Below are 24,628 nucleotides of genomic sequence, written 5' to 3'. Positions count from 1 at the left end.
CATGCTCTTTCGGGCTTTTTTATTCTTTACTATTGCTAATAATACATAGACAATTTGTTGATCTAATAATTCTAAGCTGCATTCCTTGCAGCATTCACAATTCCAAACATACTCCGTAAAATGAGTTTTTTATAGATTTCTTCATCTTTAACACCCTCTCTTAACTTCTGGATGGCATATTGTTGAATCGTAATTAAGGGCAATACAATCTTCTCTCGGATAGCAATAGATGCCTGAGAAACTGGCGCTTCATGTAAAATCCCTTTTTTACCACTTATATCGTCCAATTCATCTTTGCTTAAGTCGAATTCCTTTTTCATCAGCTGCCAGAACTCGCCATAATCTTCATCCTTACTTAAATAAGCGGTAGCGGGATAAAATGATTTGGCAATAGATTGCATGGAGTTCCCTAAGAGTGTTCTGAAAAACAGCGAATCTCGATATAATTGTTTGACATCTTTACCTTTCCCTTTGCTTTTAAGGCTATGGAGAGCCGTTCCTACACCATAAAAGCCTGGAATGTTCTGTTTCATTTGAGCCCATGCACCTACAAAAGGAATAGCTCTTAAGTCTTCAAATTTCAACTCGCCTTTTTTACCTCTACTAGTTGGTCTGCTACCGATATTGGTATCTCCAAAATATTTTAAAGGAGTTACATCACCTAAATAACTTGTAAATTTATCATGTCCTTTAAAATCTTTATATAGCTGATATGCAATTTCGGCTAATTGACTCAAGAGTTCTCGTTCTTCCTCATTAAGCATTCTGTTATCACTTTCAAACAGATGATTTTCTAATCCTGCCGAGAGCAGTTGCTCCATATTGTATCTACAGGAACCAACTTTTCCGTAATTTGAGCTAATGGTTTGACCCTGTATGGTGACTTGAACTTCTTCATCTTCAATTTTAGAACCTAGAGAAGCATAGAAATCATGCATATTACCTCCGCCTCTGGCAGGCGGCCCACCCCTACCATCAAAGAAAATGACCTTAATACCATATTCTCTTGAAATTTCTGTGAGTGCTTCCTTAGCTTGAAAAATAGACCAGTTAGCTCTCAAATATCCTCCATCTTTGGTACCATCAGAAAAACCAACCATAATAGTTTGCTTATCGCCTCTGTTTTTTACATGCTCCCGATAAGCTGGAATTTCATATAATTGTTTCATGACACCTGATGCATTGGCTAAATCATCGATGGTTTCAAAAAGAGGGACAATATCCAATGATTCATAAGCATCCGAACTTAATTTGAGCCTTGCCAACTGAAAAACTTCCATCACATGTAATGCCGATTGGCAATTGCTAATGATGTATCGGTGACAGGCTCTATGTCCATTTCTTTTCTTCACCTCTTCTAATGCATCAAAGCTTTTCAACATCTCCTGATGAAAATCATTATAAATACTAACGTCATGAGGAAGACTATTAAAACTTAGAAGATGATTAATTTTATCCTCCTCTTGCATTTTCTCATACTGAGCCACAATACTCTTATCATCTTCATTTGACAAAATATCTTCCCATAATGCATCATGTTTACGGCTATCTTGCCTGATGTCCATTATAGAAAAATGGAATCCAAAAATCCTGACTTTTAATATAAACTTTTCTAATAGTTCAGAAAATATCCCCTTATGTTCATTTCTAAGGTTATGAAGCGCCTCCCTTAGAACATCTATCAATTCCTCAGGTTGTTTAAAGCCTTTAGATTTATCTCCATACAATGCATTATATACATGCTGCTCTGCTTCCAATATTTTATTCTCCACTCCTTTAAAAGTAAGCCTTCGTCTGATCGCACGTAAATCTCTATAATAACATTTTAGAATCGTCTCTCTTAGTCTATCGGCTACTTTAACTGTAATATTATGAGTTACGAAAGGGTTCCCATCTCTATCGCCACCAGGCCAAAACCCAACGGTTAATAGATCAGGATTCACCCAATCTTCCCATGGCTCCTCCAGCTCCTCCACCAAATCATAAATAATAGCGGGAATACTTTTGTAAAATACATTTTCCAGATACCAACACAGGCTGACCGCCTCATCATATGGCGTAGGTTTTTCCTTATTTATAAAGGGCGTTTTTCCTAATTGTAACATAAGGGAATTAATAGAAGCTAAATCATCCTTTCTTATGGCATCTTCCAAATCAGTATTGATGGCTAGCACATTTCCAGGATAAAATTGAGTTGGATGCGCAGTTAAGACAATTCTGACAGAAAATGTCTTTAACTTCTCTTGAAGCTCTTCAATTTTATTAGTGTGTCTTACCCTTCCGATTAGCTCTTTTACTGACCCTTTTCCTTCTACATTAAATATTTTTTCAAAAGCAGCATCTTCTATAGAGTCAAAAAGCAACACTTGTCTTTCAACATATTGGATCAATTGAAATAGCAATTGATGCAGCTGTTTCTCCTCTTTATCACCTAAAATCTCTCGTTTAAATTGATTAATAATCTCGACAGGATCTTTTCCATTTTCAAAACCTTGAGTACTTAATTGCTCTAGAATAGGTAGCAATGTACCCGTTCTGTAAATATGATCATAAGGTAAATCAAGAAAAAGGCTGTTATATGCGGTATATCGAGTGGCTACTTCGTCCTTGTATTTCAATTTTTTCATATAATTCAAGTTTAGAATAAAAAGGAAGGGAAATCCTTTCATATATCTCCCATCATCTAAATATACTCACTTAGACCCTAGCGGGTTTAAAGAAAACGTGGTTTAGTTTTTTGATTATTCATTTCATTAAAATCAAACTACTTTATGATTAAATACCTGTAAAACAAAAAAAGGGAGCAGTAACTGCTCCCTTCTCAGAAAAACGCAAGGTTTATTAACGCCTACCAGTACCGTAATCAATATCAATAATAATTTCATCCTGCGATTTTAAGAATAAATCGCTGCTATTGTAAGAAAGGGAAAAGTCTCTTGGAGCTATACGATTGACATTATCTACATATCCTTCTCCTTTATTCTTTAATATAAAATTTCCACCCCACTGATATTCATCCCCTTTTTGGGACCCCCCAATAATTTGTATTTCGGCTCCTGTTCCTGGCATCTCATCAAACTGCGGAAGAATCTCTATATTGAATTTTTCCGAATATCCATTTCCCAGCTTAGTATTGTAGTTGTAATTATATTCAAGACTACCGTTGTTAATTTGAAAATAAATATCTGCTTTCGTATGGATAGGTTCAGTAACGTAAGCAATAGGGGCTTCTAAAGAATAAAATCTAGTGCGATAGTTTCTATCATCCTGAAACTTTATTTCTCCGTTTCTTGATTCTATAACATCACTCATAGTAGAATATCCTTGATCATGTGGAACAACTAGAGTTGAAGTTTTATAAACATCATTTTCTAAGTACTCGAACACTACATTTGGTATAGCAGTGTAAGGTGCTGAATTAGCACTATTATCAAGATCAAATTCCCATTGGGTTCTGAATTCCAATATTTCAAATTCCGCAGCTTCTTCTGGATTCCCACCTTCGAATGATATAGTAGGATTTGTATAATTTTCACCAAGATTTACTATTTTCAAACTAGATATTTTGGTATCATAAACAATGGTCGCCTCTGATTCCGCATCAACATTCCATTGATCAAAATTAATTGTCATACTATCAATTTCATAGTTATTGTAAAGAGCATGATAATTTTCTCCAAACCAGTTTCTATTCTGAAAAGCGTAAGATAAGCTCTGTTCTAATTGATCTTGAGTAATTCTTCCGTTCTCATCTGTCAGCACACTGTTGGAATAAATACTGTAAGACTGAATGCAACATTCCGAAGCATAGTAAGCTCGTATATAATAATCGACATAATAGTTAGGAGAATACTGAGCGCTACTATCTAAAGTGATTGATTGTATCGCATATTCAGCAATTGGTTTTAATTCCGCACCTTCACCCGTTGGGTCAGTTACGACTACATCTGGCACACTATTATAACCTAAACCAGCTGTAAAGGAGAACAAAAGTCCACCTAATTCTTGATTATTCTCTGAGCTATTTATTTCATCCTGGTAAGATGGAAGATTATCAAACAGCTTCCTTCCCGCTTTAGTGAAATTATTAATTTGAAATCCTTTTCCTGGCGTGCTTGGCTCTGGTACAACTGTTTTAATTCCTCTAACATAAGGGACATTGCTCACTTGTTCATTGTATCCGAAGGTTGTCAAAACAGAGTCCAAGGTAGGCTCCTCCGTTTCTGGATCAAAATAGGCCAGTTTTTGTTTCAATTGTAACTGAGGAATCATTAAATCTACAGACACCCCTTCATTTCCTGTCGGGATTACTAGCTCATATTCTCCTGCCTCATTGGTAACAGCCTCTCCTAAGCCTCCTTCAACATTTAGCGAATACTCGGAAAAACTTAGTCCTTCGCTCACGTTCACAATATTCCCTGAGAAATCAGCTCTTATAATTTGATCCTTCACTACTTCAGAGGTTGTATTGGTTAAATTGGTTTCAATATTAACTCTTCCTTTAATCTTGGCAGTATTGGCTCCGTTTCCTTTATTATACAAAGGGATAATGGCAGATTCATTCTTAGTGATAGGTGCCACTACATCTTCAATCACCTCATAGTTATACCCTCTCTCGAATTTGAAATCTATCAATCCTAATGCAGAGTAGTATCCCTCCTTCTTAATTTCTATAATATTACCACCCACGGTCACTTCATCAAAGATGACATTTCCGGATTCATCGGATAGTTCTGTCAATTCGATTAGTTCACCATCCAAAGAAGAAGTAAGCTTAACTTCGGCTCCTTCAATAGGAGTAGTTCCATCTAAAATCTTCATATTCACATTATAGAACTCACCTGCTCTGTTCAATACATCCAATTGTTCTGCAATATTTAGTGAGTCTTTCACATCATTATTGACCGTAATATTATTTACATCAGGCTCAACAGGTGGTACTTCCTCACAAGAAGCAAAAAGGGTAATTCCAAGTATTAGTAATAGGTAAATATTTTTTTTCATATAAAATAACAGTTAAATGCAGCTGCGAAATAAACTAATTAAATTTGTTATCCATAATTTTATCAGAAAATAATCATATAAAGCTGCTCGATATGTGATTTATATCTAGTTCAAAACAACAACCTCAACTAGTAAATTTCTCTATATCTAGCTGTTTAAAGAAGATTTCAGTGCAGCTTAAATTTTAATTCTATCTGATCACAAACCAACCAGATCTTTTGATAAAAACTATATCAAATTATTTCAAACTTATACCATGACTTTCATCCTAGAAACTGTTCAATCGAATCGGCAATCATTTGAGAATTTACCTTTTCAATCGGATGTGGACAATTTGGAAACACTTGTAATTCCCCGTGTTGCAAAGCTTTATAAAAGGCGGTAGTTTCTTCTAAACTAACCATATTATCCTGGTCGCCCAATCCAAAACGTATCTTTAATTCTATAGTAGCGATATTATCTTTAGTTAAAAGAGGTCTATTTCCTAGCTCTTTCATCATCTGCCCAGTTTGTGCGCATAAATGAATCCAGTTCTCAGCATGCAGTGCTTGCAAATGCTTTGCGAACTGAGGTACTTTCTCCTGAATCTTTTCAGCATTCAACATTTTACTCTCATTTTCAGCCTGTTGTGGATTCCAGTCAAGCTTTGTACCCAAAGTCATGATTTTCTTAAATAATTCAGGCTTTTTCAGTGCCAAAGAAAGTGCCACATATCCCCCCATACTAAAACCAAAGACATTAGCAGATTGTATATTTTGATTTTGAAAAATGGCTTCCAGATCATCCACTAGATCTTTCATAATAAAACCATGTCCCTCATTTGACCTACACCCATGCCATTTAAAATCAGGTATAATCAAATTATAATTGCTTGATAAGTAATTAGTTAGGTCATCGAATGATCTAGAACTGCCTAAGGCTCCATGTAATAAGACAAGATTCTGTTTACTCATAATATGCTTCTTTATCTATTATTCAATTTCCAATGCTTAACCACTATTTACAAATACCCTGCAATCCAATAGGCACTGTACCCCATCCATTCTTTAAACAGTATGTTCCACTTAAGCAAGGCATCATCAGACGGCAAAAACATGGATGGATTAATCATTTCATCATTGGTAAGAAAAACAGTAGGATATGGCTGAACTCGAAAATCCTCCTTTTTAAAACATCCCAATGCTCTGGGCATATGCGAAGCACTGGTTATCAGCAAAATTTCTGTTTGAGAACTGATGTAAGCGGAAGCAAAACGGGCACTTTCCACTGTATTTCTAGATTGATCTTCTAGAATTACTTTGTCCATTGGAAATTGAATAGATTCCAAATAGTTTGAAATCACCCTTGCTTCCTGCAAATCCTTTCTTAGTGCCGTAGCACCACCTCCTGAAATATAAAGTGTGTCAATTATACCTTGTTGATGAAGCATGATGGCTTGCAAAATTCGATCTGCATTTTGATTAAAATAGACTCTATCTTTGGGTTCTTTAAGGGTGTTAGTCATACCCGTAAGCAAAACTCCATAAGTGAATTTTTGGTTTTTGATAGATTCGAGATTAGCTGCTTCAGTTTGCCAAGCTTTTAAAAACCAATTGGCTAAGAAATCATTGGTAAAAATTATAAACAAAGCAAAGCCTAAGATTGCCAAGTATTTTCTAAATTTCCATTTTCTAAAAATGAAAAATGCCAGCCAGGCGAGGCCGATTAATGTAGCTGGCATCAGTAAATAACTTATAGTTTTAGAGAGGATGAAAAACATGAATAAAAATTAATCCAATCAACTTTTATAAATCCCTTTATACTGATCTTGCTTTACTGTACAATTGATCCAACCTTCATCTAAATCAGCGCCAATAGCTTTATAGAATTCAATGGAAGGTTCATTCCAATCCAACACTTGCCACGTACACAGCCTACAATTTTGCTCATCCGCTTCTTGAAGAATAGCATTTAATAATTTTCGTCCGTAGCCTTTACCTCTTTCTGATTCTGTTACGATTAAATCCTCCAAATAAAGAACTTTACCATTCCAAGTGGAATAGCGGAAATAATAAAGGGCAATGCCTACAATCTCTTTTTCAGTTTCTGCCACAAATAGGCCGTAGGCTGGGTTATCACCAAAACCATCTCTGATTAGCTCATCAACATCTACCACAACAGCGTCAGGTTCACGTTCGTAAACTGCTAGCTCTTGGATTAACTCTAAAGTTCTAGGAATATCTTTTTCGGTTGCTCTTCTTATAGTTACGCTCATAAAAATAAAATTAACCGCAAAGAAGGAAAGGCACAAAGATTATTTGAAAATAAATTGACAGTTGACAATATTCAGTTGACAAATCATCATAATCTCAAATTGCCAATCAATAAAATTCCTAGATTTTTAAATAATTTAGTATTATAACTAAGTAGAACTCAAATCAAGACGCTTTAATATAAAAATATTAATGATGAGTACTCATGAAGAATTTCAAAAGAAGAGAAATAAAAGGCTAAATCAGGTGGATACAAAAATTTCATTTTTAAATGAGGGTGTGAAAGGATTGGGAGCAGCTTTTAAAGAATTTGAAGCCGATATTATTGAGTATATGGCTTTCTCTGCAGAAAATTATGCTAATCATGAGAGGAGGATAAAAAAACTTGAGCAGAAATCCTGACTGTTGATTCATCTAGTTCAGTCCCATGATCAACCCGTATATTAAGCCATTTCCATAGCCTTCTTAGATTTTCTATAAAGAAAGTTGTTAAAGATATTTCTTTTGGCAAAACGATAAGGTTTATCAGAATTTAGCAATTTAGAATAAACATTTTTATTTACTCCAAAATATTCGTAGGTCGTACCATCCAAAAATGTAACCTCCAGCAATAATCCTTTGTGTCTGAAATCTAGAATATTTGATTCAGTAATAGTTTTGGTATATTCTTCCAAATTAGCTTTATGGGTTTCAGGAGCAATGCTTATCAGGAAATGATAGCCATCAATAATTTGCTGACTTTTGACCTCTGCTTCTTGAGCTTTTGGATCATCAGCTTGAAACTTATCAGGATGCCATTCTTTAACTAAATTTCTATAGCTTGATTTTAGTTGCTTAAGATCAATAGGACCTTCAACATTAAATAATTTTTTGTAATCGTTAATTCGCTTCATAAGGGTAATTTCTCAATTGGAGCGCAAAGGTAGTTATAAAATGTTCATAAATAGTTGTTAATGAAAAATATAGCCGTAAAACAACAGTAAGTTTTATTACAAAAAAATCAATGCTACTTTTAAAATCTTATCAACAAAAAAACAAAAGAAATCAGCTAACAAAAAAGACCTGATCGGCATGAGTCAGGATGGTCGTTTTTAGAATTCATTCGCAATCTCAATCATTTTCATATAATCCTGAACGAGGTCCTGATTCAGTTTTTTAGCATCGATCTTACTGAGGAGCATTTTTAGTTGCTGGACTGCCGCAATACGATCATCCAATTCGTCATCATCTATGCAATTGATTAAATCAATGCAAGCATCATATTTAATTGCACTACTATCTGGCACAAGCTCCACACCTGCTATTAAAGATTGCAAACTCACCTTTTGTCCGTGACTATCACGCAGAAAGTTGGATAAATCCAGCAGGAGATTTTCCATGGAGTTAGTTTTAAAGCTTGTTAAATGCTCTTTGATAATAGCAGGTGCTTTTTCTCTTGCAAATTTTGTGTCCACTCCAGGTGGCTTGTCAAAATAACCCACAAGCAAGCCCATCACCATATGAAAAGGATTCAAGCTTACTTCTTCTTTCTTATCGAAGCTGGTTTTTTCCTCCTCGGTCAAAAAATAGGGTAAACTAAAATCGGTGGTCGCTTTTAACCTTTTTCCCAATGCAGATTCCTCATCAAAATGCTTCCAGATGACGGCATATTTTTCTGAATTCATAAAGTATATGATTTACTTACTAGTTTGAAAATACAAAACTGCAATGATTCTTTAGCTTTAGCAAAAGATTATTAAAGAGGACTAAGCAGAGAGAAGGAGTAATTTGCATCCGTTTTCTGGTTTAGGTTGTTTAAACCAATATCCATCGGGATTGAGGGTGAAATCCTCAGCAAATAGAATCCCTTCCAATTTTCAGCATGCTAATTTGATAGTAGCGGCAATAAAAAAAGACCTGAGAAATAAATCTCAGGTCATCCAATAACTTTATGCTGCCTCAAAAAATCTGGGTTTTTTTACATCTCATCCTTAAAAGGAATCTCAGCCATATTATACCAGGCAAAAGCATATTTATCCGCTATGCCATCAATAATTTTATCTGTTGGTTTTCCTGCTCCGTGTCCAGCATTGGTTTCAATTCTGATTAAGACAGGACTTCCCCCTGCATGCTTTGCTTGAAGTTCAGCTGCAAATTTGAACGAATGTGCAGGTACAACCCTATCGTCATGATCAGCTGTGGTGACCATGGTGGCAGGATATTTCACACCTTCTTTTACATTATGAACTGGAGAATATCCATATAAATACTCAAACATCTCTTTGCTGTCTTCCGAGGTTCCATAATCATATGCCCAGCCTGCGCCTGCCGTAAAGGTGTGATATCTTAACATATCCATTACACCCACTGCAGGGAAAGCAACTTGCATTAAATCAGGTCGTTGCGTCATAGTTGCCCCCACTAGCAACCCACCATTAGAACCCCCTGAAATAGCCAGTTTATCAGAGCTAGTATAACCTTCCTCAATTAAATATTCAGCTGCTGCAATGAAGTCATCAAATACATTTTGCTTCTGCATTTTAGTACCGGCTTTGTGCCATTGTTCTCCATATTCTCCACCACCTCTTAAATTGGGCTGTGCATAAATCCCGCCATTTTCTAACCAAACCAATCGGGCTACACTAAAACTCGGACGCAAACTCACATTAAAACCACCATAAGCATACAGCTCCGTTGGGTTTTTACCATTTTTCTCCAAGCCTTTCTTGTAAGTGATAAACATTGGAATCTTAGTCCCGTCTTTACTTTCGTAAAATACTTGCTCCGTTTCATAATCTTCAGGATTAAAATCTATTTCAGGTTTCCAGTATAATTCCGAATTTCCCTCCTCAATATCATATTCAAAAATTGCAGAAGGATAGGTGAATGAGGTAAAACTGTAATATAGTTTTTCGTCTTCTTTCTCAGCACCAAAGCCACCTGCAGAACCGATGCCAGGCAGTTCAACTTGACGGACTTTATTACCCTCATAATCAAACTGATGGATTTCCGTTTTCACATCCACCATATAATTGGCAAAAATATAACCACCTGCAGTGCTTACATTTAAGACATTTTCAGTTTCCGGAATTACATCTTTATAATTATCAGTAGAAGGTTTTTTTACATCTACCTCTACCAATCTTTTATTGGGTGCATTAAGGTTGGTTTCAATTAACAAGCGTCCTCCTACATTATCCAGAACAGAATGCTCACTATTAAAACCAGATGCAATTACATTGATCGGATTGTTTAGATCAGATAGATTCTTGAAATACAATTCATTTCCACTCGTGCTATTAGCGGCTGAAATAAACAAGTATTGCCCATCATCACTTACATACCCACCAATGTATCTTCTAGGAGTTTCGCTTCCTCCAAATATTAATAAATCTTCTGATTGTGGTGTATTTAACTTGTGATAATAAAGTTTGTGCTCCTGTGTCTTTGCAGAAAGCTCACTTCCTTCAGGTTTATCATAACTGCTATAGAAAAAACCTTCATTCCCTTTCCATGAGATGCCACTGAATTTTACATTTCGAATGGTGTCTTCCACTATGGATTTATCTTCAGTGTCCATCACGATAACCTTTCTCCAATCAGAGCCTCCCTCTGAAATCGAATAAGCCAATAGGCTTCCATCTTTGGTGAAAGAAGTTCCAGCCAGAGAAGTAGTGGCATCATCAGAAAAAGTATTAGGATCTAAGAAGACTTCCTCTTCTCCATCTAAGCCTTTTTTACGATACACTACCCACTGATTTTGCAAACCATCATTTTTATAGGTATAGTAGTAATCACCATGCTTTCTTGGAGCGCTTTCCTTAGCATAATTCCAAAGTTCGGTTAAGCGTTCTTCTATTTTATCTCTGAATGGAATATTATTCAAATAGCCAAAGGTGACTTCATTCTGCGCCTTCACCCATTCTGCCGTTTGTTCAGAGCGGTCATCTTCTAGCCAACGGTAAGGATCTGGAACCTCAGTCCCAAAATAGGTATCTACTGTATCCACTTTAGCCGTTTCAGGATAATTTTGTATCTCCATTTTCTGATTTTTCTCGCCACTATTGCAGGCAAAGATTGCCAATGCAAGTGGAAAAGCCCATATTTTTTTCATATGTATAAGTTTATTGTTAACGGTCCCATGGAATTCAATAAATTTTATCCATCCTCAGTTGGTATATTGAGGATTCTAAAATTTATGCTCATTTCATGATAGTAAAGTTAAAATTTTAACTAAAATAAGGGCTTTTCGTGAGAAAAGCATAGGAATTATAAAAGCGGTGGATGTTGGGGATGGTGGGTGCTTTAAATATTGATAATTCATATCTTACTAAAAAAAGAATCGGTATTGATCAAAATCAAGCGGATCTTCTCTTCTTTCTCGAATTCCCTAATATTGCGCAAGACAATATTGATTGCATCCTTTGAAATATCCTCCAGCATTCTTGTCCAAAATATAGCAATCACTATGTCCTCTTCTGATGATGTATCAAGGTCAGCAATCATTCTATTTAGCCTTTGCAAATCAGGATAGCACTCTAAATCTTCCACCGCAGAAATAGGAAGAAAAGACTCGAATCTTTGTTCATAATTCCAATTCAAGTTCCTTAAACTCCGTTTTGCATAACAATTGGCATGAAAGGAAACTAAATCAGAATCTTTGAAATAATGAAGCTGAATGGGCTGGCCTAAATCTTTTTTAATAGTGCTATCTTCATGTTCTCTCAGATTTTGAAATACTGCTGAATCAATTTTAACCTGAGATGTTTGGATACCATCAAAATCAAATTCATTATAAAATTGATTAATCTTTTCCTCATTTATACTATCTATTTGATTTACTCCGTAAATTTTGCTTATTAAAGTAGTACAGGATGAAATCCCTAAAACTAGTATAATAGAATACATTAAAAGCGATAAATAAAGTCTTTTCATCAGATCATTTTTAGAAAAAAATGTTTCTTAAAGAGAACTCAGTCCTTGTTAGTACAAGTCTTTCTTTAGGCAAGTCACTATAATATGTCTCTTTGGATTTTACTAAGTATCATAACATTCTAAAACCGTAAATATTGGATACTGAAACAAGATATGTCTATACCTTACTGTTTCAGTTGAAATAATTTAAATCCTAATCCATTTCCATGCAGGAAATTGCAATAAACTTTCACAACTTCAATTATTACCCTATCTTGTTTTCAAAATAAATTATTCGAAGATATTGGAAGTATTAGGCATTGACATTGGAGGTTCTGGCATGAAAGCTGCCATAGTAGATTTAAAAACCGGGGAATTCATTGGTAAACGAAAACGATTTAAAACGCCACAACCCGCAACACCAGAAGCTATGATGAAGACTGTAGTCAAACTACAAAAACACTTCGATTGGTCTGGGTCAATAGGTTGTGGTTTTCCAGCAGCCATAATTGATGGAACGGTAAAAACTGCTTCAAATATTGATAAAAGCTGGATAGAAAAACCTCTTGCCAATATGATTAGAAAGGCCACGGGTTGTGCCACTCGGGTCATGAATGATGTAGATGTTGCCGGCTTAGCTGAGATGCGCTTTGGAGCAGGTAAAGATCATGGTGGAACTGTTTTAATATTGGCGTTAGGCACTGGAATTGGTTCGGCTTTATTTCACAATCAGCAGCTGATGCCTAACACCGAACTCGGACACATACAATTCAAAGGAGATATAGCAGAGGCTTATGCCGCAAATTCTATTCGGGAAAATGAAGACCTTAGCTGGGAGGTTTGGGGAAAGCGTTTGAATCAATATTTAGTAGAAGTGCATAAACTATTCTGGCCTGATCTGATTATTTTAGGTGGTGGCGTAAGCAAAAAGTTTAAAAAATATGAAAAATACATTGACAGCAGGCTGAATGTCATCCCTGCTGAATTAAAAAATCATGCTGGGATTGTAGGGGCTGCTTGTCAGTTTTTGTAGTTGTAACCCTTCTGTTTTGGAGGATAACCGGTTAACGCAAATTGATAAACCTCATGTTTATCCTTCTGTTTTAAATATTCCTCATCCCCAGTAGTATGATATAAGCTTTTAAAAAGCAAAGAAGACAAATGGTTCCCTCCACCATTTTCTTTGATAAAACTTAATGCTTCATTAAGCTTAATTTCTTTTTCATCAACGCTAATACTATCCTTTAAGCTATTGCAAATGGCCTCATAGCAAATTCCATATTTCTGAAAATAAGTTTTTTCAGAATCTTTCAATCCCTCAATCTGACTGTAAACTTCCCTTGTTAATTCTCCTAAAGAAAAATGGCACTCAATATACAGTTCATAAAATTTCAAATTATTGGGATATAGTTGATGGAGCTTATTTGCATAATACAATGCTTTATCAGGGTTATTCTCTAACCTTAAATAAATATGTGACAAATAAATCAACGCTTCTGTACTAACTATACTTTCTTGATTAGCCACTTCTTCCAGCCACTTTAATCCAGTTTCTTTATCCCCTTCTTTAAAAAACCAGATCATAGTTCCAAGAACTGAATTTTCAGTTTTGTAATATTGATAATAATAATGATATAATGCTGACAACAGTTTTACTTCTTTCTGCTCAGGTTCTTGCTCTAAATTATTTTTAACTAAATCATAAACCATAGAGCCACTTTGCAAAGCCTTATAATAATTTCCCATATTATAATTGTATTCAGCACTCAAAAGAGCACCGTTTATTTGATTATAATTGAGTTTATTAAACTCCATATCAATTTCAGCTGTGGTTAAATAATTTTTATAAGCATTCAGAATTGAATCATTTTGATTATGAATAGGAAGATGAAACCAGCGCATATAATGTGCCCTCAGGAAATTGTAATTTGATGATTCGGTGGTGCTATCGATGGTAGAGATAATGCTATCCGCTTCTTCAAATTTGAAACTATAGAGGTGTTTAAAAACTTGAACGCTTTTCTCATCTTCTAATTGGGAAAAACAATTTGTACTCAAATGCAATAATAGTAGTAAAACTAATAGCCTCATTGCCCAATTATCTATAATGATTGAAATATTTAGAATAAGCTTGGATGTAATTTAAGCATTTCAGCATATGCTTTTGCCCTATATTCTTCTTGTTTATTTAAAGCGGTTTGTTTTGCCTTCATATATCCCCCTTTGTGATACCGTTGAAACCAAGGCAAAACAACCAGATAGCCTTCCACCAAAGAAAACTCTATAACATAATTAAAATACAAACCTACCAAAGCTGTGGTCAGCGCCATAGAATTCAATCCATCTTTCCAATTTCCATATAAAATCTGTCCGCTACCTGGCACAAAAACACTCATCCACATCGCTAGGTTTGGCTTTACTTTTGCAGCCTTTTGACTATACAATTCAAGATCATTATAATGCTGATTTGATGCTAGATTCATTTCAGCTATATATTCCTTGAATACTTTTTCAAATTGGTCAAAATCTTCTTTTAAAAAATAAGCGACAGATTTAAAATATCGTTTTTTAAATCCTGCTTCGGGATTATTGAAATCATTGACAGAAGCCAAAGCAATTATAGCCTGATTGTATTGCTCTATACTTAAAAAGGCCAAACTCTTTTTGAAAATTATATCATTCCGCTTATTATGATCCTTTTCTAAAAATGTAGCATTATCATAAAACCTAATTGCCCGTTCAACATCTCCCTTATTGAAATAAGCATTGGCCAACTTAAAATACGTTTCCGAAGAAGTGTTTTCTTGAAAATAAATCGCTCGCTCATAAGCCAATACACTGTTGGTATAATTCCCCAGCTGGAACTGCTCTTCAGCAAATTGAATAGTCTCCTCAACAGTTTGAGAGGAAACAGCTTGAACCGATAAAGCAAGGCTAATAAGTAGAGCGAATAATATCTTCTGCATCTTTTTCAATTTCTAACCAAAAATTTTGATTATATACCTGCGCTGACTTGGCAGATCCGTAAACATTGCCGGCATAAAATCCAGTAGTCAAACCTGCGAAAATCCACCCCGAAGTGGATGACACTCCATCTTTATTAAATCCTCTATAAGCTTGAAATGCACTTCCTCCTACTACCAGCAAACTAAAAATCCCATCCTTATAATTACCTGTATAAAATTTCCCGCTACCAGGTAATATTGCTGACATCATTACTGCTACCCAAGGTTTCTTAGGCTTGAAAGCTTTTGCCTGTTTAGATAAGTTCTTTAAACCCGATATTGAAGGATGATCTGTAGCAGACACTTGTGGTATTTTTAATTCCACTTGTTCCCAATTACCCGCCATTACCTCTCTATGCAGCTGATAAACAGATTTTTTTTTCTCTTCAATCCGAAGCAGGCTTAAGTTTTGGTCAAATTTTTCAAAACCCTTACCCAGGATTAGCATTTCAAGGTATAATTCTGACATGGGCTGGGAAAAATCCGAAATTAACGGGTACAAAGATTCTGTTCGTCTTATTGCCTTTGCCAACTCATCATTCTTAAAATAGCTATTAACCAAAGCCAATTTCAATGAGTCATTATTTTCATCTACAAACAATAACCTTTCATATTCGACAGCCGATAATTCGTATTGACCGCTCATAAATAAGTAGGATGCAAATTCTTTACTCTTGTCAAATGTATAAATATTCTGCGCATGGGATTGATTTATCCCCATAAAAAACAAGAAAACTATAAGGTATAATCTCATTGAACTACTAAAGGATCTATTAAAAGTTTGGTTTCAGGATCAACTTCATATTTTTCAGGAGAAAGGGAATTACATCTAGATAATCGGTCAAATCCATTCATCATACCTTTCAAAACCCCTTGCTTTTTAACCGCCTCTAAGGCATATACTGAACAAGAAGGGGTAAAAGAACAAGATTGAGCATCCTGAGAAGAAATAAAAGACTTATAAAAGAGGAAAAGGCCCGAAAACACAAATTGAATTTCATTGGTATTCACGTGAACATGTTCGTATTGATCCCGAATTTTGACATTTTCTGCCGAAGAATTATCATATTTGATCCCCTTTAATACTTCTAATTCTGCATCAAGCTGTGACCACGATTGAAAACTAAGGCTACTTAGAATTAAGGTCAATACGATACATCTCTTCATTTTCCAACTCATCGATTTTTATATTCTCAAAGGTAGTAATTTTATAATACTCTGCTCCATGCAAATAGGAGACCTGAATAACTTTTTTGGGAAAGGGTAATCCATTAACACTTACATAATCTTTGTAAAATCTTTTTCCCATGATTTCACCATTAGGTTTAAATAAGACGATGCCAAAAAGTTGATCATTTTTTAAAGATATAACGGCTTTACCTAATTTATCTTCTAAACCAGTGGGAGGCAACCACTCAATAATAGTCTGATCTTCAGATTCTTCAATACTATTGATGTAATACCCCGTCTTATCAAGGCCATAATTCTTTAAGTGGCCACTTAAGGTTAAATTAAAAATCGAAAATCTGTTAGTGCTTGGGGTAAACCGTTGATTAATTATTTTCTCATTTTGCAATACATACATTTGAGTATCTGCCATGACAAGCTTCTTACTATCAGGAAATGAAATTTTATAAATTATTTTATTGACATTTTTATCAAAAAAAACTTTCCCTTTATAAAACTCTTTCCCGTTTACGGTACTTTCCTTAATCGTAAAATCAGCAGAAATTCTAAAATATGCTTGTCCATTAGAATTTGGAAGATAGACAATACTCGAAAACAATAAAAAAACAACAACTTTCCACATAACTAAAAAGCCCAATCTTTTTAAAGACTAGGCTAAATTTCATATATTGTTCAAATAATACTATAGAAAACGATAATAGCCAAAACCACCGCTAAGTAGAAAACCTACTCCTGCTCCAATCAAGTAAGAAGTTTTATGATCGCTTCCCTTATTATCATTAAGAAGAACAGTAAAAATACCGATTGTGGCACCAATTGGGAAACAGCAAAAGCCCCATGCAAAGGACCCCCATTCGAAAGTATCCATTGAGAAACCACTTTGTCCCATCATTCCTTCAGGACCATAAGCCAAATTCATGCCTGCAATTAATCCTGCATTCTCCTGATAAATATTATGAATAGTAACATTCTCATGCATAGAAACATAGGCTTCTAATTCATTCAATTCTACGAATTCCGCATTGATTTTCTCTTCATTCAATTCAAATAAATCCGTGTTTGTTGCATAGCTTGAAGAAGCTAATAGAAAACAAGCTACAACAGCTAGTAGTATTTTTTTCATGTTATTTGGTTTAAAGGTTCAACTGTTATTTAGTCCCTAAGTAACGATTAATGTTACATATTTGCAAAATTATATTCAATAATTCATATAGGTGATTGAAATTTATAAATAACAATATTTTGTAACTTAATATTTCATCTTTGGAATGAGCTGTAGTTGCTATTAACCAAGTATTTTGCGCTTAAACTTCTATCATAAAAAGATCAGAAAAATAAATAAGAAAATCTCAAGTAAATTTATATATAAAATGATTTACAAATTAGTATAAAAAATGTACTTTTGGAGTAACTACAAAATTTTAAAATTAAAAAAACTATGAAAAAACTATTAGCAGTATTTAGTCTATTTTTGATCATCGGGTTATCAAATGCAACAGCCTCATCATACTATGTTGATGATTCAGCAGTAGAAGAGGTACTTTCAAAAGGTGTTGAAGTTAATACCGATTTCAGTTTAGATGTTAATACATCTGCAGAACTATTTAATCAAAGTGCTAGTTTGAATGAAAAAGACCCATTAGTAGCTATATTATTAGATATTTTTGTTGGTGGATTGGCTGTGCACAGAGTATATCTTGGTGGTAAGCCAACTTTAATTCTATTGTATTTCATTACTTGTGGTGGTATTTTTGGTGTTCTTCCTTTAGGGGATTTAATTGTTTTAGCAATTAATTACGATGACATCAGCGCATATGTTGGAAATGACAACTTTATTATGTGGTAATTACATTCACGAAATTCAAATAAGAAAGGGCATTTTCAATGCCCTTTCTTATTTTCTTCGATTCTATTCAGTAATAGATTATATGCCTTTTCATTTTGCGCTTCATTATAGTTTTCTGCCAAATAACCAGCATGTCTTGCCCCTCCCATGTAAAACACGTAGAATAAACTAACTCCTGTAAAAGTTCCTGAAAAATAGTAACCATTTAAGAAATTATAAGCTGCAAATGCTAACAAACCTGTCTGAATGGTAAAAGATGTTAATCCTCTAATTGGCTTACCTGCATAAATCTGTCCTGCTCCTGGAAGTAAATATGAAAGGTTTTCAGCTTTTTCTGGAGATTTACGTTTCACGGCTTTCATATCTCCAAAAAAATCACTTGAAGATTTAGTAGTATCTTTGGTATATGCATAATAAGCCTCTTCGCACTTTTCCCATTTTCCCATTTTCGCATATAGCAAAGTTTCTAACAAAAGAACATCTTCACGGGATCTTTTAAAATCAAGGCTTTTATATTGAAGTAAATTAAAATAGGATTTCGAATATTGATCCATCATAAAATATGCAAACGAAATCTGATAAAATAATTCTGATTTTACCGAATCGTTTAGCATGGCTCTTCTAATCCTTTCAAGTGTCTTTATGCTCTTATTAAAATCTTGACTTTCTCGATAAAGGTTAGCCAGCCTCCAAAGATAATCATTGTAATCTTGGGAATTATCTACCTGATAAATTGCCTTTTCATAGTAAACTGCCGCTAAATCATAATTCTTTACGCTATAAAGACTATCGGCAATAAGAATACTTTGTGCATTAATTGAAAAAGCTCCTGATTGGAATATGCATATCCAGCTTAATACGATAATCAACTGCTTCATAAAACTCATCATTATATTTTTTCACCGAAAGAGCACTACTCCAAACATTACCTATATGAAAAAGTGAAAACAAACCACCATAAATAATAAATCTTGCACTTCCTGGTCCGGCTTTTTGATAACTTTCTATAGCTTGAAATGCTAACAATGAACTGATTACAAAAGAATAAATACCCTGCCCTCTTTTACCTGCATAAAATTTACCTGAGCCTGGCAAAAGAGCAGAATACAGACCTGCAAGAAAGGGAGATTTTCTATTGTACGATTGTAAATCCTTTTCAATTTGCCGAAAGGACTCCATCTCATTTTCAAAGAAATAGTAATCCTGAAAAATTTGATCTTTGTATCGATGATAAGAGGCGTAATCTCTTTCGAGCAAGGCAATTCCGGAAAGTTGAAAATATTTCAGGTTTTGCAGCTCATTAGAATTGAAAGATTTTGATATTAATACACTTTTTGCCTGATCATATTCATTCATATAAATAGAATTAACACCAATCAAAAACCAGATCTGATCAAATTTTTCACCATTCTTTATACGATTTAAGTAAAAATTTGAACTATCATGAATTTGTTGATGATAGAATGATTTACCATTAAGAAAATTCAATAAATCTAAATCGAATTTTATAGAATCTATCTTTTCGAGGTGTTTTTGATAAATACGAAGATGATCATAATTTTCAGACTCATACAAGTATTCTATAAAATCATTTTCACTTTTTTGACAACGAGCCTGAGATAATAATATGACAAGCGAAAAAGTGAATAAAACCCTAGAAACTATATTCATCGATATCTTCTATTACTTTACCACTTTTTGTAAATCTTAATGGACTGGTCTCTGCTAAAGTTACTTTATTACATCTCGACAGGCGATCTAATGATAAAACTATACCACCAAAAATTCCTTTCTCGTTTACAAGCTTTTTACTGTAGTGAGAGCAAGTTTCTTCAAAAATACAGTTAGCTGCGATTTGGACACTTATATTCCGCTGGTAGAAATGAACCAGACCTGTATACATCCAATATAATGGATTCAACTTTTGGATCAATCTTTTTTCGTCCTTTTCTACCTTAAAACTGATTTTCTGAAGTTTTCCTTTAGACAATAATAAATCTTGATCAGATTGACTTAATCCACCAAAAGAAATCAGCATTAATAAAAATGTTAAGGCAACTTTACTTAATAACTTCAGCATCAGACGGCACTTTATATTTCAGGTTTTCTTTATTTTCATCCGTATTAAATTGAAAATCACTATAGATAGTTTTGGATACCGTGCTGTCATTTTCACTCAAATAATCTATAGTAGTTACAGCGGTAGGAATCTCAAGCTGGTTAAAATATTCATAATTATAGTAGTACACTTTTTTTATGATCTCATTATCTTGATCTCTATACTCTAAGTAGATAGGGTTATCGTTTTCATGAACTATTTTGATAAATGAGAAATATTTCATCCCATCCATTGGAGGTACCCATTCTGTAATAATTAATCCGTCCTCTACTTTGCTATCTTGCAATTGAAACCCAATTTCAGATAATCCTAAATCATTTTTCTTATTGTTTATAAAATAATATAATTCATTTGCTCTACTACTGTAGTACGGATTATTGGCTTGTACAACAGTATTATTTTTTGAATCATAAATTGTTACTCTGCCTTTTTCATCATTAATAATAACTAAATTTTCCGGGCGTTCGTAGATAGCCACCATTTTACCTGAAGCATCAAAATAACTTGTCAAACGTAAATTTTGTATCCTGCTATTATTTACTTTCCTTAATTCAGCATTTACTGATACATTATTGAACATTTGTGCATAAACAGGTATATATAGAACCAAAAAGACTGCGACTAGTAATTGTTTTTTCATCTGCACTTTATTAAAACTTAAATTTAAGAATACTTTTGATGTAAACTCAAAAATTTGTTGTCATATCACCACCCTCCTCGGAATATCCATAGGCAATCTACTCAGTAATTCATAATTCAACTGATTACTGAGTTCGCCAAAACTTGCCACTGTTACATTAACCTTCCCGTTACTCCCTATCATTATGACCTCATCTCCTTTCCCGACATTCTTGCATTCAGTCACATTTATGATCATTAAATTCATATTAACAGTACTTATTACAGCTACTCTTTTTCCATTTACAATTACCCTTCCTTGATTACTTAATGATCTTGCAAATCCATAAGCATAGCCAACAGGAACGGTTGCTATCTTCATTTTCTTGGTAGCTTGATAACTTGTCCCATATCCTATAAATTCTCCCACAGGCACTTCTTTTACGGACATAATTTTACTTCTCCAGCTTATTACCCTTTTCAGTGGGTGCCGTACTTTTCTATCCAGACCATCTTGCCCATGACCATTACTTCTTTGATAGGCTATAAAAGTCTCCTGACTTGGCCAAAAGCCGTATAACAAAATACCAATTCTGACCATATCCATCTGAGTTTCTGGATAGGACATGGCTGCTGCAGAACATGCAGTATGCCTTCTTTTGGGCACTAAATCGTTCTCCACAAACAAATCATATATTTTTTTATACTTCTTTATTTGATCTACCACCCTTAGATAATTTGTGATACTTTCTGCTCCTGCGTAGTGCGTGCACAAGCCTACAAAAGAAATATACTCATGATTTTCCTTCATCATCTGCATTAATTCTTCCAGATGTTCCTCTTCGAACCCGGTTCTATTCATTCCGGTTTCTACCTCAACATGAATCTTTGCTATTTTATTTAATGTTTTAGCATAATGAAGGGCTGCCTTCAACCTCCCCATTTCAAAAACATAAAACTCTACCTCGTTTTCAATAGCCCATTCAGTTTCTTCATCTTCCATCCACCCCATTATCATGACTTCAGTAGTCTTTTTCTTAACTTGACAAACTTGCTCTGCTTCATGGGTTGAGAATACGGATAGATGCTTCACGTTGGCAGATTCAAAAAGTGGCACCATTCCTTTTATTCCGTGTCCATAAGCATTTCCTTTTAAAACTGCTGAAAGCAAAACATTTTCTGCTAATCTTTTCCTGACAAAACGAACATTTTGCCTTACTGCACTCTTACTCAGTGTGATAGTAGATGTACTAAATATGCTTTGATTCATATTTTCCAGTTAAATTGAAGAAAGAAAATTGATTACAAAAAAAGGGTATATAAAAGTGATAATCAAATCACAACAATAATATTAAAAAGTATAAAATATTAAGCTACTAATCCAAAGTATCTGAGTAGACCGATATACATTTTAACTCCATCTCCTATTATTTCGTCTGGAAAATCATAAAACTCATCATGCAAGTGAGGGCAATCCATTCCTGAACCAATCCCAAAAAACCCAGTTTTATATTGCAGTTTATACTGACCGAAATCCTCACTCCACTTGAAAGGTGTTTCCAATTGTTTAAATTCAAGATCCATCAGGGCTGCTGCTTCTTGCATAATGCCATATGCTTCATCAGAATTTATTGTAGATGGAAATACTTCAGTATAAGATATTTCACAGCCTAAGCCGTCATCTTCACAGTACTTATGAACAAGATTTTCCGCTTCATCGATGAGGATAGACATATCTTCATCTTTCATTGCTCGAAGAGTAATTCTGACCTCTCCATAACCAGGGCTAGTACCAAATGCAATTTCTCCTAGTTCACTGTGAATCACTGTTGCCAACGTTAAATCTGAGAAATCTAACGTTCGGTGGATGCGGGACATCTCCGTGGTAATTTTAGCCATTGCAATCACTGGACTTATCCCATATTCGGGTTCTGCAGCGTGACTTGTTTTTCCAAAAAGCTTTATTACCATACCTCTTGAAGCCGCAGCAAATGTTCCTTTTTTTGTTAATATTTTCCCTTTGGGGAAATCAGGCAAATTGTGAAGCCCAAACAAATAATCAAGCTTTATATCTAATTCTTTTAAGCTCCTATTTATTCTTTCAGCACCTTCCCCCGTTTCTTCTGCAGGTTGGAAAACTAAGTAAACATTACCCTTGTCTAGTGGATTTTGTTGAAGGTAGGCCGCAATACCCGACACCATGGTCATATGCCCGTCATGACCGCATTTGTGAGCAGTATGGGGTGTTTTAGAAGCATATTCCAAATCTATAGTTTCAGCTATATGAAGCGCATCCAGATCAGCACGAAATCCAATATTTTCTCCTTCCTTTGTTCCTTTAAATTGAGCTATGACACCATGTCCTCCAACATTGACCCAAATTTGATGAGGTTCAAATTGCTCAAGAAACTCTACTATTATCTTCGCAGTTTTTTCTTCTTGGTTTGAAACTTCTGCATTTGCATGTAATCGATGTCTTAACTCTATAAGCTCCTCTATATCAAGCTTTAAATCCATAAAAAAATAATTTAAATAGAGCCTATTTGGCAATTACACCAGCAAGTGTGGCATTTGATTAAATCAGTAACAACCTACAACACTAGCTGTAATCAATTTTAGAATCGTTTAAATTTATTCAACAGTTTTTTCAATATAATTGGAGTTCAAAATCCCTAAAGCACCCATATATTTAACTTTGAAATTGATTAAATCCCCTACTTTTCGCTTTTCTGGATTATCTCCGAGATCGATCACAATCATATCAGAACTTGAACCTACAATTTCAAAATTATAACCCTCTAGAATAAGATATTTGGGATCGATGTCAAGTACTCCAATATCTAAAATAGCCCTGTAACTGGTTTCACCATATAATGATTCATCAATCTCGGTAGTTTCACCCTGTGGATTGGCAGCCATTTCTCCCATTGGAACCTTAGGTTTCTCGGTAATTTCAATGATTTCTGTAAAAAGCTCTAAACAATCATCATGCATTCCTTCAATAGTGGTTTCCTCAAAAAGATTAGCACCAAAATAAAGTGTTTCCCCTATTCTGAAGTGATTAACGCCAGCTGGAATTTGCTTGTTCATGATCAGTGGAATGGTAACGGATGTTCCACCAGAAACTAAAGGAAGTTTCCTATTGAACTTTAATTCAATAATTTGTTTATATAAGCTCAACTGAATCAGCTTATCTTGAGAGGGCATCACCCCATGCAAGCAGTTCAAATTAGTTCCGATGCCTTCGATTTGAATATTCGGCAGCTCAAATACTTTGGCATAAAAATCAATTAAATGATCTCCCATTACTCCTTCTCTCAAATCCCCTGTTTCTACCATAATGATAACTTTATGGGTTTTATTTTGCCTAACCGCCTCATCCGAGAGAAGCTTTAAAGTATAATATTCAGTATTCATGCTCATATCAGCATAGCGCACGATATCTGGAATACTCCTTTTAGCAGGTGGTTTTATATAACAGGTTTTTACTGTTGGGTCTATCTCTTTAACCTTCTGAAGGTTTTTAATTCTTGAATCATGGATTTCTCTAAATCCCAAATTAATAACTTCTTTTAAATAAAGTTCATTACCACAGAACAGCTTGGTAACTGCCCCCCAATCTAAATTATTTTCAGTAAAAAGTTTATGTAAAAAATCAAAATTATGTTTAAGCTTATCTTTATATAATTTTAAAAATGCCATG

Annotated in this window: 25 protein-coding genes; 3 read left to right on the top strand and 22 right to left on the bottom strand. The window is 34.5% G+C overall.

Features of this window, described 5'->3' with window-relative positions:
- Positions 1-71: 71 nt before the first annotated feature.
- The 5 genes from FTRAC_RS16385 to FTRAC_RS16365 all read right to left on the bottom strand — a co-directional run bounded on the left by FTRAC_RS16385 (position 72) and on the right by FTRAC_RS16365 (position 7,258).
- Complete coding sequence (locus FTRAC_RS16385) at positions 72-2,627, bottom strand: phosphoenolpyruvate carboxylase (protein ID WP_013455394.1); 2,556 nt, start codon at positions 2,625-2,627, stop codon at positions 72-74.
- A gap of 214 nt (positions 2,628-2,841) precedes the next feature.
- A complete protein-coding gene (locus tag FTRAC_RS16380) occupies positions 2,842-5,004 on the bottom strand; it encodes a hypothetical protein (RefSeq protein WP_013455393.1) in 2,163 nt (720 codons plus the stop codon).
- Positions 5,005-5,267: 263 nt separating this feature from the next.
- A complete protein-coding gene (locus FTRAC_RS16375; protein WP_013455392.1) occupies positions 5,268-5,957 on the bottom strand; it encodes an alpha/beta fold hydrolase in 690 nt (229 codons plus the stop codon).
- A gap of 47 nt (positions 5,958-6,004) precedes the next feature.
- Positions 6,005-6,724: a YdcF family protein gene (locus FTRAC_RS16370; protein WP_013455391.1), complete on the bottom strand. Its 720-nt coding sequence runs from the start codon at positions 6,722-6,724 to the stop codon at positions 6,005-6,007.
- A 57-nt stretch (positions 6,725-6,781) separates the two neighbouring features.
- Positions 6,782-7,258 carry a GNAT family N-acetyltransferase gene (locus FTRAC_RS16365; RefSeq protein WP_013455390.1) on the bottom strand — a complete coding sequence of 159 codons (477 nt, stop codon included), beginning with the start codon at positions 7,256-7,258 and terminating at the stop codon, positions 6,782-6,784.
- A gap of 190 nt (positions 7,259-7,448) precedes the next feature.
- Here FTRAC_RS16365 and FTRAC_RS16360 point away from each other — a divergent pair, with 190 nt between their 5' ends.
- Positions 7,449-7,658: a hypothetical protein gene (locus FTRAC_RS16360; protein WP_148230100.1), complete on the top strand. Its 210-nt coding sequence runs from the start codon at positions 7,449-7,451 to the stop codon at positions 7,656-7,658.
- Between the two features lie 41 nt (positions 7,659-7,699).
- Here FTRAC_RS16360 and FTRAC_RS16355 read toward each other — a convergent pair whose 3' ends face one another.
- The 4 genes from FTRAC_RS16355 to FTRAC_RS16340 all read right to left on the bottom strand — a co-directional run bounded on the left by FTRAC_RS16355 (position 7,700) and on the right by FTRAC_RS16340 (position 12,170).
- Entirely contained in the window at positions 7,700-8,149 is a 450-nt protein-coding gene (locus FTRAC_RS16355) for a KTSC domain-containing protein (protein WP_013455388.1), read from the bottom strand.
- A 198-nt stretch (positions 8,150-8,347) separates the two neighbouring features.
- Positions 8,348-8,920: a hypothetical protein gene (locus tag FTRAC_RS16350; protein WP_013455387.1), complete on the bottom strand. Its 573-nt coding sequence runs from the start codon at positions 8,918-8,920 to the stop codon at positions 8,348-8,350.
- Positions 8,921-9,213: 293 nt separating this feature from the next.
- On the bottom strand, positions 9,214-11,349 hold the full coding sequence (locus FTRAC_RS16345; protein WP_013455386.1) for a prolyl oligopeptidase family serine peptidase: 2,136 nt from the start codon (positions 11,347-11,349) through the stop codon (positions 9,214-9,216).
- A gap of 206 nt (positions 11,350-11,555) precedes the next feature.
- On the bottom strand, positions 11,556-12,170 hold the full coding sequence (locus tag FTRAC_RS16340; RefSeq protein WP_013455385.1) for a hypothetical protein: 615 nt from the start codon (positions 12,168-12,170) through the stop codon (positions 11,556-11,558).
- A gap of 283 nt (positions 12,171-12,453) precedes the next feature.
- Between FTRAC_RS16340 and ppgK the strand changes: the two genes are divergently transcribed.
- Positions 12,454-13,182, top strand: a complete 729-nt coding sequence (gene ppgK, locus FTRAC_RS16335) for a polyphosphate--glucose phosphotransferase (protein WP_013455384.1) — start codon at positions 12,454-12,456, stop codon at positions 13,180-13,182.
- On the opposite strand, the gene FTRAC_RS16330 is transcribed toward ppgK, so the two are convergent.
- Genes FTRAC_RS16330 through FTRAC_RS16305 form a run of 6 tightly spaced genes read right to left on the bottom strand, consistent with a single transcriptional unit; the run spans position 13,170 to position 17,465 of the window.
- A complete protein-coding gene (locus FTRAC_RS16330) occupies positions 13,170-14,240 on the bottom strand; it encodes a hypothetical protein (RefSeq protein WP_013455383.1) in 1,071 nt (356 codons plus the stop codon). The genes ppgK and FTRAC_RS16330 overlap by 13 nt on opposite strands.
- Before the next feature lie 29 nt (positions 14,241-14,269).
- Entirely contained in the window at positions 14,270-15,115 is an 846-nt protein-coding gene (locus tag FTRAC_RS16325; RefSeq protein ID WP_013455382.1) for a tetratricopeptide repeat protein, read from the bottom strand.
- Positions 15,084-15,908 (bottom strand): hypothetical protein, encoded by an 825-nt coding sequence (locus FTRAC_RS16320; protein WP_013455381.1) that lies wholly within the window; start codon positions 15,906-15,908, stop codon positions 15,084-15,086. Before FTRAC_RS16320 ends, FTRAC_RS16325 begins: the two co-directional genes overlap by 32 nt.
- On the bottom strand, positions 15,905-16,321 hold the full coding sequence (gene yidD, locus FTRAC_RS19460; protein WP_081457036.1) for a membrane protein insertion efficiency factor YidD: 417 nt from the start codon (positions 16,319-16,321) through the stop codon (positions 15,905-15,907). The genes FTRAC_RS16320 and yidD (FTRAC_RS19460) overlap by 4 nt, the downstream gene beginning before the upstream one ends.
- The gene (locus FTRAC_RS16310) at positions 16,284-16,964 is read right to left on the bottom strand and encodes a hypothetical protein (protein ID WP_013455379.1); all 681 of its coding nucleotides are present in this window, start codon (positions 16,962-16,964) and stop codon (positions 16,284-16,286) included. Before FTRAC_RS16310 ends, yidD (FTRAC_RS19460) begins: the two co-directional genes overlap by 38 nt.
- A 60-nt stretch (positions 16,965-17,024) precedes the next feature.
- Positions 17,025-17,465 (bottom strand): hypothetical protein, encoded by a 441-nt coding sequence (locus FTRAC_RS16305; protein ID WP_013455378.1) that lies wholly within the window; start codon positions 17,463-17,465, stop codon positions 17,025-17,027.
- Between the two features lie 315 nt (positions 17,466-17,780).
- On the opposite strand from FTRAC_RS16305, the gene FTRAC_RS16300 reads away from it, so the two are divergent.
- The gene (locus FTRAC_RS16300; RefSeq protein WP_013455377.1) at positions 17,781-18,188 is read left to right on the top strand and encodes an NINE protein; all 408 of its coding nucleotides are present in this window, start codon (positions 17,781-17,783) and stop codon (positions 18,186-18,188) included.
- 35 nt (positions 18,189-18,223) lie between these two features.
- Here the strand turns inward: FTRAC_RS16300 and FTRAC_RS16295 are convergent, their stop codons facing one another.
- From FTRAC_RS16295 to FTRAC_RS16265, 7 genes are all read right to left on the bottom strand, one after another.
- Positions 18,224-19,066, bottom strand: a complete 843-nt coding sequence (locus FTRAC_RS16295; protein ID WP_041649931.1) for a tetratricopeptide repeat protein — start codon at positions 19,064-19,066, stop codon at positions 18,224-18,226.
- A complete protein-coding gene (locus tag FTRAC_RS19455; RefSeq protein ID WP_013455375.1) occupies positions 19,002-19,859 on the bottom strand; it encodes a hypothetical protein in 858 nt (285 codons plus the stop codon). Before FTRAC_RS19455 ends, FTRAC_RS16295 begins: the two co-directional genes overlap by 65 nt.
- Positions 19,843-20,268 carry a membrane protein insertion efficiency factor YidD gene (gene yidD, locus FTRAC_RS19450; RefSeq protein WP_013455374.1) on the bottom strand — a complete coding sequence of 142 codons (426 nt, stop codon included), beginning with the start codon at positions 20,266-20,268 and terminating at the stop codon, positions 19,843-19,845. The genes FTRAC_RS19455 and yidD (FTRAC_RS19450) overlap by 17 nt, the downstream gene beginning before the upstream one ends.
- Positions 20,249-20,947 carry a LolA family protein gene (locus tag FTRAC_RS16280; protein ID WP_013455373.1) on the bottom strand — a complete coding sequence of 233 codons (699 nt, stop codon included), beginning with the start codon at positions 20,945-20,947 and terminating at the stop codon, positions 20,249-20,251. Before FTRAC_RS16280 ends, yidD (FTRAC_RS19450) begins: the two co-directional genes overlap by 20 nt.
- 60 nt (positions 20,948-21,007) lie before the next feature.
- On the bottom strand, positions 21,008-22,195 hold the full coding sequence (gene alr / locus FTRAC_RS16275) for an alanine racemase (protein ID WP_013455372.1): 1,188 nt from the start codon (positions 22,193-22,195) through the stop codon (positions 21,008-21,010).
- A gap of 98 nt (positions 22,196-22,293) precedes the next feature.
- Complete coding sequence (locus FTRAC_RS16270; protein ID WP_013455371.1) at positions 22,294-23,442, bottom strand: amidohydrolase; 1,149 nt, start codon at positions 23,440-23,442, stop codon at positions 22,294-22,296.
- 114 nt (positions 23,443-23,556) lie between these two features.
- A complete protein-coding gene (locus tag FTRAC_RS16265; RefSeq protein ID WP_013455370.1) occupies positions 23,557-24,627 on the bottom strand; it encodes an alanine racemase in 1,071 nt (356 codons plus the stop codon).
- Position 24,628: the final 1 nt, after the last annotated feature.

This window comes from Marivirga tractuosa DSM 4126 (genome assembly GCF_000183425.1).
In the GTDB taxonomy this organism is placed as follows: Bacteria; Bacteroidota; Bacteroidia; order Cytophagales; family Cyclobacteriaceae; genus Marivirga; species Marivirga tractuosa.
Note: the sequence above shows the minus strand (reverse complement) of the source record. Positions and strands in the feature narration are given on the sequence as shown.

Bases quoted from the DNA above. Each gene is read 5' to 3' on its own strand.
- FTRAC_RS16340 (WP_013455385.1), bottom strand. From the start codon at position 12,170: ATGAAAAGACTTTATTTATCGCTTTTAATGTATTCTATTATACTAGTT.
- FTRAC_RS16385 (WP_013455394.1), bottom strand. From the start codon at position 2,627: ATGAAAAAATTGAAATACAAGGACGAAGTAGCCACTCGATATACCGCA.
- FTRAC_RS16300 (WP_013455377.1), top strand. From the start codon at position 17,781: ATGAAAAAACTATTAGCAGTATTTAGTCTATTTTTGATCATCGGGTTA.
- FTRAC_RS16380 (WP_013455393.1), bottom strand. From the start codon at position 5,004: ATGAAAAAAAATATTTACCTATTACTAATACTTGGAATTACCCTTTTT.
- FTRAC_RS16280 (WP_013455373.1), bottom strand. From the start codon at position 20,947: ATGAAAAAACAATTACTAGTCGCAGTCTTTTTGGTTCTATATATACCT.
- FTRAC_RS16330 (WP_013455383.1), bottom strand. From the start codon at position 14,240: ATGAGGCTATTAGTTTTACTACTATTATTGCATTTGAGTACAAATTGT.
- FTRAC_RS16305 (WP_013455378.1), bottom strand. From the start codon at position 17,465: ATGAAAAAAATACTACTAGCTGTTGTAGCTTGTTTTCTATTAGCTTCT.
- yidD (WP_081457036.1), bottom strand. From the start codon at position 16,321: ATGAAGAGATGTATCGTATTGACCTTAATTCTAAGTAGCCTTAGTTTT.
- FTRAC_RS16265 (WP_013455370.1), bottom strand. From the start codon at position 24,627: ATGGCATTTTTAAAATTATATAAAGATAAGCTTAAACATAATTTTGAT.
- FTRAC_RS19455 (WP_013455375.1), bottom strand. From the start codon at position 19,859: ATGAATATAGTTTCTAGGGTTTTATTCACTTTTTCGCTTGTCATATTA.
- FTRAC_RS16310 (WP_013455379.1), bottom strand. From the start codon at position 16,964: ATGTGGAAAGTTGTTGTTTTTTTATTGTTTTCGAGTATTGTCTATCTT.
- FTRAC_RS16325 (WP_013455382.1), bottom strand. From the start codon at position 15,115: ATGCAGAAGATATTATTCGCTCTACTTATTAGCCTTGCTTTATCGGTT.
- FTRAC_RS16360 (WP_148230100.1), top strand. From the start codon at position 7,449: ATGATGAGTACTCATGAAGAATTTCAAAAGAAGAGAAATAAAAGGCTA.
- FTRAC_RS16375 (WP_013455392.1), bottom strand. From the start codon at position 5,957: ATGAGTAAACAGAATCTTGTCTTATTACATGGAGCCTTAGGCAGTTCT.
- FTRAC_RS16350 (WP_013455387.1), bottom strand. From the start codon at position 8,920: ATGAATTCAGAAAAATATGCCGTCATCTGGAAGCATTTTGATGAGGAA.
- FTRAC_RS16355 (WP_013455388.1), bottom strand. From the start codon at position 8,149: ATGAAGCGAATTAACGATTACAAAAAATTATTTAATGTTGAAGGTCCT.
- yidD (WP_013455374.1), bottom strand. From the start codon at position 20,268: ATGCTGAAGTTATTAAGTAAAGTTGCCTTAACATTTTTATTAATGCTG.
- alr (WP_013455372.1), bottom strand. From the start codon at position 22,195: ATGAATCAAAGCATATTTAGTACATCTACTATCACACTGAGTAAGAGT.
- FTRAC_RS16295 (WP_041649931.1), bottom strand. From the start codon at position 19,066: ATGAAGCAGTTGATTATCGTATTAAGCTGGATATGCATATTCCAATCA.
- FTRAC_RS16320 (WP_013455381.1), bottom strand. From the start codon at position 15,908: ATGAGATTATACCTTATAGTTTTCTTGTTTTTTATGGGGATAAATCAA.
- FTRAC_RS16345 (WP_013455386.1), bottom strand. From the start codon at position 11,349: ATGAAAAAAATATGGGCTTTTCCACTTGCATTGGCAATCTTTGCCTGC.
- FTRAC_RS16270 (WP_013455371.1), bottom strand. From the start codon at position 23,442: ATGGATTTAAAGCTTGATATAGAGGAGCTTATAGAGTTAAGACATCGA.
- FTRAC_RS16370 (WP_013455391.1), bottom strand. From the start codon at position 6,724: ATGCCAGCTACATTAATCGGCCTCGCCTGGCTGGCATTTTTCATTTTT.
- FTRAC_RS16365 (WP_013455390.1), bottom strand. From the start codon at position 7,258: ATGAGCGTAACTATAAGAAGAGCAACCGAAAAAGATATTCCTAGAACT.